Consider the following 15,527-nt stretch of genomic DNA (forward strand, 5'->3'; position numbering starts at 1 on the left):
CGGCGTACAATACTATGACTATCTAATAAGATAGTTAAAGACTGAAAATATAATTTGATATTTGAGTAGTACACAAGTATGATGAATAAAATGACTATAGAATTTGTTGCTAATTAGAAGAATTAGCGACAGCGTTTTGTTAGGTCTAGACCTGTTGGTCTGGGAGTTCTATATTTGTGTCTTAGTGTAAACATAGGTCTAATTTACATATTATATTTTATATGACAATTAATTTGAAAGTGAATTAATGAATTAATGTGAAATTCGAAATAATTCACTCTCAAATTATAAATATCATATTATTAGAGTCTTTTGTTTAAAGAATGTAATCTGTGCTTACAAAATTTGAAGCTTTAGAATCCATTAAGTCCTTCAGTATCGCATTGTTATAGTCGTTGTCTTTTGATGCAACAAAGGTTCTAATTGAAAAAGAACGTAAAGCATCATGCACACTTAAAGTAGAAACAGCAGAATCTTTTCGACCTGTAAAAGGATAAACATCTGGTCCACGTTGACAAGAACTGTTTAAGTTTACACGACAAACTAAATTTACAAGCGTATCAATTAGTGGTGCTAATGTTTTTACATCTTTACCAAAAAGACTTACTTGTTGTCCGTAATTAGATTCGGCCATGTCATCTAAAGGTTCTTCGATATCACTAAATGGGACAACCGGAATTACGGGGCCAAATTGTTCTTCTTGAAAAACACGCATATCTTTTGAAACCGGAAATAAAACGGCAGGGAAAATATAATTTTCTGTAGTTTCTCCTCCTTTTTTATTAATCACTTTAGCACCTTTAGATATAGCATCATCAATTAACTCTTGAATATACGCCGGTTTTTCAGGCTCGGGTAATGGTGTTAATTTAGAACCATCCTCCCAAGGATTACCAAATTTTAAAGCATCTACTTTTGCTGAAAAGCGTTTATTAAATTCGTCTACAATGGTATCATGAACGTATAAAACTTTTAGTGCAGTACAACGTTGTCCGTTAAAAGAAGTAGAGCCTGCAATGCATTCGTCTATGGCCAAATCTAAATCGGCATCTGGTAATACAATAGCTGGGTTTTTAGCTTCTAAACCAAGTACTAGGCGTAATCTATTACTTTTAGGGTGCTGATTTTGTAAAGCGTTTGCAGATTTACTATTTCCTATTAAGGCTAGTACATCTACTTTACCTGTTTGCATAATTGGTGCAGCAACAGTTCTTCCTCTTCCATAAATAATATTTACAACACCTTCTGGAAAACTATTTCTAAAAGCTTCTAATAAGGGTGTGATTAATAAAACACCATGTTTAGCAGGTTTAAAAATCGTTGTATTTCCCATTATTATAGCAGGGATTAACAATGCAAAAGTTTCGTTTAAAGGATAGTTATACGGGCCTAAACAAAGTACAACGCCTAAGGGACCTCTTCTAATATGTGCATTAACACCAGAGTTTTTTTCAAACTTAGCGCTATCACGATCCATTTGTTTGTAATCTTCAATGGTATCGTATATGTATTCTACAGTTCTATCGAATTCTTTTTGAGAATCAGGTAAGCTTTTACCAATTTCCCACATTAAAAGTTTAACGATTTCTTCTCGTTTGGTTTTCATTTGCTCTACAAACTTCTCCATACAAGCAATACGGTTTTCAACTTTCATTGTGGGCCATAATCCTTGTCCTTTATTGTAAGCTGTGCATGCTGCGTCGAGTGCGCTTAAAGCTTCTGTTTCTCCTAATGTTGGTATGGTTCCTAGAAGTGTAGGTTTATAATCTTTTGTTGAAGAAATAGTGGAATATACTTCCGAAGTTTCTCCTGTCCATGGCAGTAATTTTCCGCCGACTAAATACGTGTCTTGCTGGACTAAGTTGTTGATTTTAAATTGTTCAGGTATATCTTGATATGTTGATTTCATAATCACCTATTTTTAACTATTAATACAGTTAATAAAGGTACGAAAAAAGCAACTTTTAATACGGTTAAATCTATGTTAAGCTATACTAAGAATTGAAATAAATCTTGCTTATCATTTAAGTAGTCTCCGAAGAAATTATGAAGTTTCATTTTAGAGATTAAAGGTTCTAAATCTGATGGTGATTTTAGTTGCAATCCTACAATGGCAACATCATTTTCTCTATTGGCTTTCTTGGTGTATTCAAAATGTGTAATATCATCAGTTGGGCCTAATATATCTACTACAAAATCTCTTAAAGCTCCTGCACGTTGCGGGAATTTTATAATAAAGTAATGTTTAAGATTGGCATAAACTAAAGCGCGTTCTTTTATTTCTGCCATTCTTGTAATATCGTTGTTACTTCCGCTAATAACACAAACAACATTTTTACCTTTTATTTCGTCTGCATATTGTTCTAAAGCCGAAATGCTTAAAGCTCCAGCAGGTTCAACAACGATAGCGTCTTTGTTATAAAGGTCTAAAATAGTTTGGCATATTTTGCCTTCGTCTACCGTAATGACATTAGATAAGTTTTCTTTACAAATAGCAAAATTTAAGTCACCTACACGTTTTACAGCAGCTCCATCTACAAAACTTTCTATGGTTTCTAACGTTGTGTTTTTATTGTTTTTTATTGAAGTAAGCATCGATGGCGCACCTTTAGGTTCTACACCAATAATTTTTGTTTGTGGTGATAGAATTTTAAAAACAGACGATAATCCTGAAGATAATCCGCCACCTCCAATTGGTACAAATACATAATGTATAGGGTGCACTTTGGCTTGGTCTATAATTTCTAAACCTACCGTTGCTTGACCTTCAATAACTTTTTCGTCATTAAAAGGATGGATAAATGTTTTGTTTGAACGTTGGCATTCTTCCATGGCGGCATGACTTGCGTCATCAAAAGTGTCACCAACTAAAACCACGGTGACGTAATCTTCACCAAACATTTTTACCTGCTCAATTTTTTGATTAGGTGTTGGTGAAGGCATAAAAATAGTACCTTTTATTTTTAATAATTTACATGAAATAGCAACACCTTGCGCATGGTTTCCTGCACTTGCACATACAATTTCGTTTTCAGTTTGAATAGGGCTTAAAGATGAAATTTTATTATAAGCTCCACGGATTTTATAAGAGCGAACTTCTTGTAAATCTTCTCTTTTAAAATACACATTAGCATCAAACAGTTTTGAGTACTGCGCATTTTTTATTAATGGTGTAACGTGAGCAATGCCTCTAAGTCTTTCGGCTGCAGCTTCAACAGCTTTAAGTGTAGGCTTGTATATGTTTGTTGTGGTTTCTTCCATGTTTGCTTCCTGCGAAGGCAGGAACCTCTTTAATTAAAAAAATACCTATCAGATTTTTAAAACCTGACAGGATTATAATAGTTAAGCTAAGACAGATTCTTCAGCTTTTACATCTTCAGTTTTTATAACTTTCATTGCCGTCATAGCAGCACGTAAACGTTGACCAACAGATTCTATAGGGTGATTTCTAATAGCATCGTTAACCGCAATTAATTCTTTATTATCAACACCTGTTGTTTTAGAGAATGATTTTCCGATGATAGAAGTATCTACCGTTTTCATGAAATCGGTTAATAATGATTTACATGCGTGATCGAATAAATAACAACCATATTCTGCTGTATCAGAAATGACACGGTTCATTTCAAATAATTTCTTTCTAGCAATAGTGTTAGCTATTAATGGTAATTCATGTAAAGATTCATAATAAGCAGAATCTTCAATAATACCTGCGCTTACCATAGTTTCAAATGCGAGTTCAACACCAGATTTCACAAATGCAATTAATAATACACCATGATCAAAATATTCTTGTTCTGTAATAGGATCAGAAGTTAATGCTGTTTTTTCAAAAGCAGTTTCACCAGTTTGCGCTCTCCAAGTTAATAGATTTACATCATCATTTTCCCAATCTTCCATCATAGTTTTAGAAAAATGACCAGAGATAATATCATCCATATGTTTTTCAAATAATGGACGCATAATACCTTTTAATTCTTCAGATAATTGAAAAGCTTTTATTTTAGCAGGATTAGAAAGTCTATCCATCATGTTGGTGATTCCACCATGTTTTAAAGCTTCTGTGATAGTTTCCCATCCATATTGAATTAATTTAGCAGCATAACCTGGTTCAATGCCTTCTTCAACCATTTTATCAAAAGATAAAATAGCTCCTGTTTGTAATAAACCACAAAGTATGGTTTGTTCTCCCATTAAATCAGATTTTACTTCCGCAATAAAAGACGATTGTAAAACACCAGCTTTATCTCCACCTGTAGCAGCAGCATAAGCTTTGGCTTGCGCCCAACCTTTTCCTTCTGGATCATTTTCTGGATGTACCGCAATTAAAGTAGGTACACCAAAACCACGTTTATATTCTTCTCTTACTTCTGTACCAGGGCATTTTGGTGCCACCATAATTACAGTAATATCTTCACGAACAACAGTACCTTCTTCTACAATATTAAAACCATGAGAATAACTTAAAGTTGCCCCTTTCTTCATAAGAGGCATAATTGCTTTTACAACATTGGTGTGTTGCTTGTCTGGTGTTAAGTTTAACACTAAATCAGCAGTAGGAATTAACTCATCATAAGTCCCAACAGTAAACCCGTTAGAAGTTGCATTTTTATAAGATTCACGTTTTTGGTCAATAGCAACCTGACGTAAAGTGTATGAGATATCTAACCCAGAGTCTCTCATGTTTAAACCTTGGTTAAGACCTTGCGCTCCACATCCCACAATAACGATTTTCTTTCCTTTTAATGCGTTTACACCATCTTCAAATTCTGAAGCATCCATAAAACGACATTTTCCTAATTGATCTAATTGATTTCTTAATGCTAATGTGTTGAAATAATTTGACATTGTTTTTTGTTTTTAGTTCAGAAAAGAGAAACAGGATTTTAATTTATAGTTTCTTTTTTCTTTATTTTTTTAATCTTGAAATGCTTCAAGTAATGTTGATATTTTCATTTTATCTTTGGTTACCGCAACACGACCAGAGCGTGTAAATTGCATAATGCCAAAGACATTTAATTGTCTATATAATAAATCTATTTCTTCTTTTCTGCCTGATTTTTCTAACACGAAGAATTCTTTGTTTACCGTTACAATTCTGGCATTGCTTTCTCTGATTATATTTTGAATTTGACGTTCATCGAATAATAATTCAGATTTAATTTTGAATAAACAAGATTCTTGGTAAATGATTTCATCTTCGGTGTGATAGTAAGCTTTTATAACTTCGACTTGTTTTTCTATCTGCCCTTGAATTTTTTTCATTTGAGCCTCTGTAATATTTACAACAATTGTGAATCTAGAAACTCCTTCAATTTCTGAAGGTGATGTGTTAAGACTCTCAATATTCATATGTCTTCTTTGGAATATTGCTGAAATCCTATTCAACAATCCTATATTGTTTTCCGTATAAATAGAAACGGTAAATTGTCTGTTTTCGTTTTCCATAATTACTCTAATCTTATATCTGAAACACTTGCACCTGTAGGTATCATAGGAAATACATTACCTTCCTTTTCTACTCTAACTTCCAAGAAATATGGACCTTCACAATCGATCATTTCTTTTACAGCTGCTTTTAAATCTTTTCTTTCGGTTACTTTTTGAGCTTCAATATGATAACCTTTTGCAATCGCTACAAAATCGGGATTTGTCATTTCTGTTGACGCATAACGTTTATCGAAAAATAGTTGTTGCCATTGCCTTACCATCCCAAGGAACTCGTTATTTAAAACCACAATTTTTACGGGTACTTTTTGTTGAAAAATAGTACCTAATTCTTGAATCGTCATTTGATAACCTCCATCTCCTGCAATCATTACAACTTCTCTGTCTGGTGCAGCCATTTTAGCTCCAATAGCAGCAGGTAATGCAAAACCCATAGTTCCTAAGCCTCCAGAGGTAATATTACTTTTTGATTTATTGAATTCAGCATAACGACATGCAATCATTTGATGTTGGCCAACATCACTAACAATAGCAGCATCACCTTTGGTTTGTATGTTGATTTCTTTCAATACTTCTGCCATTGTTATCCCTTCTTTTGTGGGATGTAAATCATTTTTAATAACTTTTTCGTACTCTATTTTATATAAGTCTTTGAATTTTTTATGCCACTCTTTATGTGAATTTGGATTTAATAACGGCAATAAGTTTTTTAAACTCACTTTAGAATCTCCAAGAACCGCAACATCTGTTTTTACGTTTTTATCAATTTCAGCAGGATCAATATCAAAATGAATCACCTTCGCTTGTTTTGCATACGATTCTAAATTTCCTGTAACACGATCATCAAAACGCATACCAATAGCAATTAAAACATCGCATTGGTTGGTTAAAACATTTGGTGCATAATTACCATGCATACCAACCATTCCTACATTTAAAGGGTGTGAAGTTGGTATTGCAGAGGCTCCTAAAATAGTCCAAGCAGAAGGAATTCCTGCTTTTTCAATAACGGCTTTAAATTCTTCTTCTGCTTTACCTAAAATAACACCTTGTCCCCAAACGATTAAAGGTTGTTTTGCGTTATTAATGAGTTCTGCTGCTGCTTTTAGAGAATTTTCATCCGTATCAGGTACAGGTTTGTAACTTCTTACACCTTTACACTTTTTGTATTCAAAATCAAATTCTTCAAATTGAGCATCTTTAGTGATGTCTACTAATACAGGTCCTGGTCTACCGCTTTTTGCGATATAAAATGCTTTTGCTAACATTTCAGGAATCTGTGAAGCTTTAGTGATTTGACAATTCCATTTTGTTACTGGTGTAGAAATACCTACGATATCAGTTTCCTGAAAGGCATCACTTCCTAATAAATGAGATCCCACCTGACCTGTAATACAAACCATTGGTGTAGAGTCTATTTGTGCATCTGCAATCCCGGTAACAAGATTGGTAGCACCAGGACCTGAAGTCGCGATACAAACACCAACTTTACCCGAAATACGAGCGTAACCTTGTGCAGAATGCGTTGCTCCTTGTTCGTGGCGTGTTAAAACATGATGAATTTTATCTTGATACTTGTATAATTCATCATAAACAGGCATAATTGCACCACCTGGATATCCGTAAAGTATGTCGACACCTTCAGCTAATAAACATTTTATTATAGCTTCACTACCAGAAATACGTTCTGTAGTTGATGTCTTTTTTGGGTTGTTTTGTTCTGTTTTTACTTCCATAGTATAAAATGGATTATTGAGAATAGATTAAAAACTATTATGGTTTTATTCGTTTTCTCTTGACTCTTTCTTTTTAAAATTCATCCGTTACACATCCTTTAGATGCGGATGATACTGTTTTTGCATATTTATATAAAACACCACGTTCAAACTTTAATTCTGGTGCTTTCCATTTTTGACGTCTTTTTTGAAGTTCTACTTCAGAGACTTCAAGTGATATAGAATTTGTTTCAGCATCAATAGTAATAATATCTCCGTCTTTTACAACGGCAATAGTTCCTCCTTCTTGTGCTTCAGGTGTAATGTGTCCTACAACAAAACCATGTGTTCCTCCAGAGAATCTTCCGTCGGTAATTAAAGCCACATCTTTTCCTAAACCAGCTCCCATAATAGCAGCTGTAGGCTTTAACATTTCTGGCATACCTGGTCCGCCTTTTGGGCCTTCGTATCTAATGACAATAACATCGCCTTTTTCAACTTTACCATCTCTAATACCATCATTTGCTGCATATTCTCCTTCAAAAACTTTAGCTTTTCCTCTAAAGCATAAGCCTTCTTTTCCTGTGATTTTTGCAACACTTCCTTCTGTAGCTAAATTTCCGTAAAGCATTCTTAAATGTCCTGAAATTTTAATAGGTTTTTCAATAGGGTGTATAACATCTTGACCTTCTTTTAAGTCAGGAACATCTAATAAATTCTCTGCAATTGTTTTTCCTGTAACAGTTAAACAATCACCATGAATTAATCCTTTTTTAAGTAAATATTTTAATACTGCAGGTATTCCGCCAACAGCATGTATGTCTTCCATTAAATATTTTCCACTTGGTTTTAAGTCGGCCAAAAATGGTGTATTGTCACTAATATCTTGAAAATCTTTTAAGGTGAAATCAATTTGAGCAGCTCTTGCAATGGCTAAAAAGTGTAATACAGCATTGGTAGAACCACCTAATATTGTAACGAGTCTTACTGCGTTTTCTAAAGATTTTCTAGTAATTATATCAGACGGTTTAATATCTTTTTCTAATAATAAGCGTAGGGCTTCACCAGCTCTTACAGATTCTTCTTTTTTAGCATCACTTAATGCTGGGTTAGAAGAGTTAAAAGGCAAAGTCATTCCTAAGGCTTCAATTGCAGAAGCCATTGTGTTTGCGGTGTACATTCCGCCGCAAGCACCAGCGCCTGGACAAGCTTTTTCAACAATATTTTGATATTCTGTTTCGTCCATGGTTCCGGCAACTTTACTTCCCCATGCTTCAAAAGCAGAAACGACATCTAGTTTTTTACCATTATGGCAACCAGAATCAATAGTTCCTCCATAAACCAAAATACTTGGTCGGTCTAAACGAATCATCGCCATTAATGCACCTGGCATATTTTTATCACATCCTACTACGGTAATTAATCCGTCATAACTCATAGCTTGCACTACAGTTTCCATAGAATCTGCAATAATATCTCTAGAAGGTAATGAGTAACGCATTCCTGGTGTTCCCATAGAAATACCGTCACTAACACCAATGGTGTTGAATATTAATCCTACAACATCTTCGTTCTTCGTTCCTTCTTTTACATGTTTTGCTAAATCGTTTAGGTGCATATTACAAGGGTTACCTTCGTAACCTGTACTAGCGATTCCAACGATTGGTTTGAGGAAATCTTCTTTTGTTAATCCAATAGCGTGCAACATAGCTTGAGCAGCCGGTTGTGTTGCGTCTTGAGTAACTGTTTTACTGTATTTATTTAATTCGCTCATAGTTTATTAAAGGCAAAATTTATTTAATGAATCTAAATTACTTTATATGTGCTGTTTTAGTGAAAGAGTTCTTATTTTTTAGCTAAATTCAATTGTTCTACACTCGGTTTAAATTATTGTTAATCAATTATTTAGGTGTTTTTAATTATGATGTTCAAATATTTATTTTTTTTGCATAAAAAAAGCCTTCCGTTTAAAAGGAAGGCTTTAAAATAAATATATGTTTTATTTTGATTATAGCATTCCTTGGCTTTGAGAAATAATCTCAATGCGAATAATAGAAATGATATTAATGACTTGTTTTTTCATAAGTGTTGTCAAATATTGTGAATTATTTTTTGAAATAAAAATTTATAGAACTTAATTTTTTGTTTTTTTATATGCGGCCTATTTTTAACCTTATTATTTAATGATTTTTTTGTAATTCTTATATTTTATATTTGTGTTAGATGTAACGGAGGTTAATTTTACATTAGTAAGTCATAGCTTCTATCATAAATTTTTGGTATTTTAATAAAATGAATAAGCTATCTTTTTTTTTTATTTTCTTTTTTTTATTCTCTACGCACTGTTATAGTCAATTTACACCAAGCATACATAATTATACTTTAGCAGAGTATAAGGCTGGTAATCAAAATTGGGATATTACTAGGGCAAATGACGGTAAGGTGTATGTTGCTAATAATAGTGGCTTGTTGGAGTATGATGGTTTAGTATGGAAATTTCATCAATTACCTAATAAAACAATTGTGCGGTCTGTATTGTCGGTAAATAACATTGTTTATACTGGCTCTTATGAGGAATTTGGTTACTGGAAGCGTAATGAGTTTGGATTTCTAAAATACTATTCTTTAAGTGATACTATACTTGATATTATTTCTCCTAATGAAGAAATATGGGAAATAGTGAATTTTGATGATAAGATTATCTTTAGATCTTTCTCTAATATATATGTTTACGATTTTGAGACAGTCAGGCAATTGCACACAAATTCAGTTATTATATCGTGTAATGTTATAAATGATAATTTGTATATCAGTACATTAAATGAAGGTGTGTTTTTGTTGAAAGATAAAGATTTAGAGCTTTTTTATTTTAATGAGCTATTAAAAGACACTAAGATTATTTCGGTTAGTAATTATGGAGGGAAACTTTTATTAATGACTTCACTTAAAGGAAGTTTCTTTTTAGATGAGCACAATTTAAAACCAACTAATTTTGAAATTAATGAACAAATAAAATTACATCAACTAAACCATTTTTCTGTTTTAAGCAATGGAGATATGGTATTTGGAACAATAAAAGACGGTGTTTTTTTAAGTGATAAGAGTGGAAATTTAAAATATCATATAAGTAAAGAAAATGGGTTACTCAATAATACTGTTTTAGCTCAATCTATAGATTCTACAGATAACCTTTGGTTAGGTTTAGATAATGGAATAGCGCATATACAGCTTAGTAGTAGTAATTATTTTTTTAATGATGTTTCAGGTAAGTTAGGTGCTGTTTATGATATTGTGGAGTTTAAGGATGCAATTTATATAGGGACTAATACAGGATTGTTTTTGTTAGACGAATTTGATAAATTACAATTTGTAGAAGGTTCTCAGGGGCAAGTTTGGGATTTAAAGATTATTGATGATGAACTTTTTTGTGGACATAATGAAGGTACTTTTTTAGTGAATAAAAAAACTATTAATTTTATTTCTAGATATACAGGTGGATACACCATAAGAAAAGTACCTGAAAAAGAAAATACTTATATACAAGGAACATACTCTGGCTTAGTTAAGTTTGAGAAAATAGATGGTAAATGGGAAGTTAAACATTTAGGAAAAACGACTATTCCTTCTAAGTCTCTAGTTTTCGAAAATGCTAATACCGCTTGGGTTGCACATGCTACAAAAGGAATTTATAGAGTAATATTTGATGAAAATTATGATTCCGTAACTTCTATGATCGATTATCGTAAAAAAGGGATACATTCAGATTATAATGTAAGGTTGTATAATATTAAAAATGCTATTTGTTTTAAGACGAATGAAGGATGGCAGAAATATGAACCTATTATAGATTCTATTACGTCTTACAATCTGCTTAATGATAAATTAGGAAAGGGCAGTTATATCATTTCAGGAGTAAGTAAAGATCTGTTTGCTTTAAAAGATAAAAGTGGATATATTAAATTTAAGTCCTTTTCTGATGATGAAGACAAGTTATTTTTAAACGATAGATCTTTAAAGAATAGATATATTATTGGTTACGAAAATATGTCTACAATTAGAGATTCTGTTTATGCTTTGAGTTTAGATAATGGATTTATGATGATTAATAATACTTCTGCCAATACTACAAATTTATATCGGCCTAATATAGAGAGTATAGCTGTTAATGGAGTATTAATAAGTCTTTCTAATATTTATAAAGAAGGTGTGCGTTTTAATTTTAATGAGAATATTGCAATTGAATTAACGTCATCGAAATCTACAAATTATTTTTTAGAATATAATATTCCTGAAACGGATGATATATGGTATAAAATTGAAGGTAGTACAGTAGAGTTTTCAAATCTAATAGATGGTGAATATACATTTGCTTTTAGAATAAATGATAATTCAGGTAAAGTCTCACCTGTTACAAGTATAAAAATAGATGTTCTTCCTCCTTGGTATAGAGATACAATAGGTTTTGTGCTTTATAATCTTTTGGCAGCTATGATTGTTGTAATCTTCTATACGATGCATAATAGAAAGGTAGCTAAAGAGCAACATCTTATTAAAATTAAATATCAAAAGGAGCAGGAAAAATTATTAAGAGAGCAAACCTTAGAGAATGAGAAACAAATGGTTCAGCTTAAAAACGAATCGCTACAAAACGAAATTAAACTTAAAAGCAAGCAATTAGCTAATAATGCAATGGCTCTAGTAAAAAAGAATGAGACATTACAAGATATTAAAAATGAACTACAAGTTAATAAAGATGGTTTTAGTAATTATTATTCTTATAAAAAGTTAGTAAAGAAACTTGATAACTCAATTGTTTTAAAAGATGAATGGGAGGTTTTTGAAAATAACTTTAGTCAAGTTCATGATGAGTTTTTTGAAATACTAAAAGCAAAACATTCTAGTCTTAAACCAAAAGATTTAAAAATGTGTGCCTACATCAAAATGAATCTTTCGTCCAAAGAAATAGCACCACTTATGAATATCTCGGTTAGAGGGGTCGAAACACATAGATATCGATTAAAAAAGAAGTTAGATTTAGAAAATGATATTTCTTTGGTTGATTATTTATTAAATATTAAAAATTAAGCTTTGATATTTACTTTTTCATAGTAGTTTACTACGTCATTACTACGTCATTTTAGCTTTTATTATTCTACTACAACGTTTTTCTAATTGGTTTATGCTACGTCACGTATAGTTTTTTTAGTAGAAACGGCTCTTCTTCATCATGCATGACGTATTTAAAATGTAAAAAGAGATTAACATAGTTTAACATTAGATTATAACTTCGTATTAAATAAACTAACTCTATAATTTAATATTAAACAATCTATATGAAAACAAAAATTAGTCTATTGTTGATGTTGTTTTTTTCAATCTGTTCTTTTGCACAACAGATAGAAATTAATGGAACGGTAACAAGTGAGAGTGACGGTATGCCTTTGCCAGGGACTAGCGTCATTATTAAAGGAACAGATAGGGGAGTCACTACAGATTTTGATGGGAAGTACATGATTATGGCAGAAGTAGGTGAGCAATTAGAGTTCAGCTATATTGGTTTTGTGCCTCAAGTAATTACTGTAGGTTATGAAAATCAATTGAATATTACTTTAATTGACGATGTTGCTTCTCTAAATGAAGTGGTTGTCGTTGGTTATGGTACTCAGAAAAAAGCTGATTTAACGAGTGCTATTTCAACGATTAAACCAGAGGAATTACAAAAAACACCTTCTGCACAAGTTGCTCAGAGTTTTCAGGGTAAAGTTGCGGGTGTGCAAGTAAGTAGTATGGGGTCTCCAGGTGAAACACCAGAAATTATTATTAGAGGTACCAATTCATTATATGGTAACTCTTCGCCATTGTTTGTTGTTGATGGTGCTTTTTTTGATAACGTAGATTTCTTAAACTCTAGTGAGATTGAAAGTGTATCAATATTAAAAGATGCTTCAGCTTCTGCTATATACGGTGTAAGAGCTGCAAATGGTGTTGTTTTAATAACAACTAAAGGAGGTAGACTTAATAAGAAAGCAGAGATTACATTTTCTACTTATTATGGTATGCAAATAGCTCAGAATGTTTTAAAAATGGCAAACACAGAACAGTTTGTAACTTTTGCACAAGAATCTGGTTCTGCTTCAGAAATTTCAAGTGTTAATCAAGCGATGCAAAGATTTGGTCGTAGTAGAGTAAATCCTAATATACCTGATGTAAATACAGATTGGTATGATGAGGTTCTTAGAGTGGCTTCTATTGAGAATCACGATTTTCAAGTTAATGGAGGAGGAGCAGATATTTCTTATTCTGTTGGTGGTAACTTTTTTGCTCAAGATGGTATTCTTGATATGAAAAATAGTTACGAACGTTTTAATGTTAGAGCCAAAGTAGATGCAAAAGTTAATGATTGGCTTAAAGTTGGTGGAAATATGTTATACAGTAATGCTGTAAAATATGACGATGAAGCTTCTGCATGGCAAGAAACTTATTTTGCAGTGCCAATTTTACCAGTATATGATAGTAATTTTACTGATGCAGATCCTTTACCATACTCAGATGCAAGAGAAATAGGATATAGAAATTCTCAAAATCCATTTACATTATTAGATAATTCTGATAGAAGAGGAGAAAGAAGAAGAACTGTAGCTAATTTTTATGCGGATTTTAAATTGATTCCTGAACAATTAAGTTTTAAAAGTAGTTTGTCTTATAACTATTTAGGTGTAAATGAGCGTATTGTTTCTCTTCCATATTATGTTACGGATGATTATCAAAGAAGTGTTAATCAGTCTTCAATAACTCGAAACAATGCCGTTACAGAAAACTACATTTGGGATAATACATTGACATATACAAATACCTTTGGAGAGCATGATATTACCGTTTTAGCAGGTATGTCTTTTAGAGATGATTATGCTAGTAACTTTGGAGCTTCTGGTAATTTTGATCCTAATGGTGCTTTTATTAGAAATAACGATAAAACTTGGTATTTAACAAATACTTCTGAAGATAGTAGAACAGCATATGATGGCGGAAGTCGTTCTTATGGCTTCTCTTATTTTACTAGAGCACAATATAAATTTAATGATAAGTACTTAGCTTATGCAACATTTCGTGCAGAAGGAAGTAATAAGTACGATGAAACTTATGTGTATTTACCTGCATTTGGTTTAGGTTGGGAATTATCTAAAGAATCTTTCATGGAAAATGTAGGATTTATAGATTATTTAAAACTTAGAGCGGGTTGGGGTAGATTAGCAAATGATGCTGTGCCAGCTAGTATTCCTCAAAGTGCTTCAACTATTTCTACAGTTTTTGATGATACTTTAGTAAATGGATTTCAATTCTCTACATCATCTGATGATTTAGATTGGGAATATACAGAAGAGTTAAATTTAGGTTTGTCTTCTAACTTCTTTAATAATCGTTTGTCTCTAGAAGCTGATTATTTTATAAAAGATACAGAGAATTTAGCAATTCCAGTTTTACCATTAATAGGTACAGATATTAGTTACCAAAATGTTGGGTCACTTAGAAATAAAGGACTAGAATTAGCGGCGACTTGGAATGGTAGAATATCAGATGACTGGAGTTATTCTATCTCAGGAAACTTTAGTACTCTAGATAATGAAATTACAAGTCTTGAAGGTCAGCCATATATTGATACAGGAACAGCAGAAGCACGTCAGCGTTTAGTTGTTGGTCAGCCAATAAATGTGTTTTATGGTTGGGAAATAGAAGGAGTATACCAAAATCAAGCAGAGATTGATGCAGATCCAGTAGCTCAAGCAGCAATTGCAGATGGTACGGATATTAAACCAGGTTATTTTAAGTATAAAGACAACAATTCAAGTGGTACTTTAGATAGTGAAGATAGAGAGTACTTAGGATCACCAGTTCCAGATTATTATTACGGAGGTAGCTTAGGTCTTAATTATAAGAATTTCGAATTAAATGTTGCTTTTTACGGCCAAGGAGGAAACGTAATTTTAAATACAAACCGTATGGAAGTTATTCGAACTCAGGGACGTAATATCGATGCACAATTAGCAGTTAATCGCTGGCATGGTGAGGGGACTACAAATGAATTTCCATCATCAGAAGGTTATAGAAATGTTTGGAATCAGAGATTATCTAAATTCTTTTTACAAGAAGGTGATTTCTTCAGAATTCAAAACATTCAATTAGCATACACTTTGAGAGAAGAGAATTTACCTGAAATGCGTTTTACTTTAACTGCAGATAGACCTTTTCTTTCAACTAAAAGTTATGACGGTTTTAATCCAGAAGTGGGGTTTGATGGTAGAGATACTCAAACATATCCAACACCTTCAGTTTATACATTTGGTGTAACAGTAAAACTTTAAAAAA

At 32.3% G+C, this 15,527-nt stretch carries 8 protein-coding genes; 2 read left to right on the plus strand and 6 right to left on the minus strand.

Annotated elements, in window-relative coordinates; all coding sequences use genetic code 11:
- Positions 1-316 precede the first annotated feature (316 nt).
- The 6 genes from H0I32_RS10320 to ilvD form a co-directional block, all read right to left on the minus strand.
- Entirely contained in the window at positions 317-1,909 is a 1,593-nt protein-coding gene (locus H0I32_RS10320) for an NADP-dependent glyceraldehyde-3-phosphate dehydrogenase (protein ID WP_179313417.1), read from the minus strand.
- A gap of 80 nt (positions 1,910-1,989) precedes the next feature.
- Entirely contained in the window at positions 1,990-3,261 is a 1,272-nt protein-coding gene (gene ilvA / locus H0I32_RS10325; RefSeq protein ID WP_179313416.1) for a threonine ammonia-lyase IlvA, read from the minus strand.
- Positions 3,262-3,342: 81 nt separating this feature from the next.
- The gene (ilvC, locus tag H0I32_RS10330; protein WP_179313415.1) at positions 3,343-4,848 is read right to left on the minus strand and encodes a ketol-acid reductoisomerase; all 1,506 of its coding nucleotides are present in this window, start codon (positions 4,846-4,848) and stop codon (positions 3,343-3,345) included.
- A gap of 69 nt (positions 4,849-4,917) precedes the next feature.
- Complete coding sequence (ilvN, locus tag H0I32_RS10335) at positions 4,918-5,448, minus strand: acetolactate synthase small subunit (protein ID WP_179313414.1); 531 nt, start codon at positions 5,446-5,448, stop codon at positions 4,918-4,920.
- Positions 5,449-5,450: 2 nt separating this feature from the next.
- Positions 5,451-7,184: a biosynthetic-type acetolactate synthase large subunit gene (ilvB, locus tag H0I32_RS10340; RefSeq protein ID WP_179313413.1), complete on the minus strand. Its 1,734-nt coding sequence runs from the start codon at positions 7,182-7,184 to the stop codon at positions 5,451-5,453.
- Between the two features lie 73 nt (positions 7,185-7,257).
- Positions 7,258-8,937 carry a dihydroxy-acid dehydratase gene (ilvD, locus tag H0I32_RS10345; protein WP_173586423.1) on the minus strand — a complete coding sequence of 560 codons (1,680 nt, stop codon included), beginning with the start codon at positions 8,935-8,937 and terminating at the stop codon, positions 7,258-7,260.
- Positions 8,938-9,455: 518 nt separating this feature from the next.
- On the opposite strand from ilvD, the gene H0I32_RS10350 reads away from it, so the two are divergent.
- Positions 9,456-12,248 (plus strand): LuxR C-terminal-related transcriptional regulator, encoded by a 2,793-nt coding sequence (locus H0I32_RS10350; RefSeq protein WP_179313412.1) that lies wholly within the window; start codon positions 9,456-9,458, stop codon positions 12,246-12,248.
- Between the two features lie 248 nt (positions 12,249-12,496).
- Positions 12,497-15,523 carry a SusC/RagA family TonB-linked outer membrane protein gene (locus H0I32_RS10355; RefSeq protein ID WP_179313411.1) on the plus strand — a complete coding sequence of 1,009 codons (3,027 nt, stop codon included), beginning with the start codon at positions 12,497-12,499 and terminating at the stop codon, positions 15,521-15,523.
- Positions 15,524-15,527: the final 4 nt, after the last annotated feature.

Source organism: Winogradskyella sp. HaHa_3_26 (assembly GCF_019278425.1).
Lineage (GTDB): Bacteria > Bacteroidota > Bacteroidia > Flavobacteriales > Flavobacteriaceae > Winogradskyella > Winogradskyella undariae.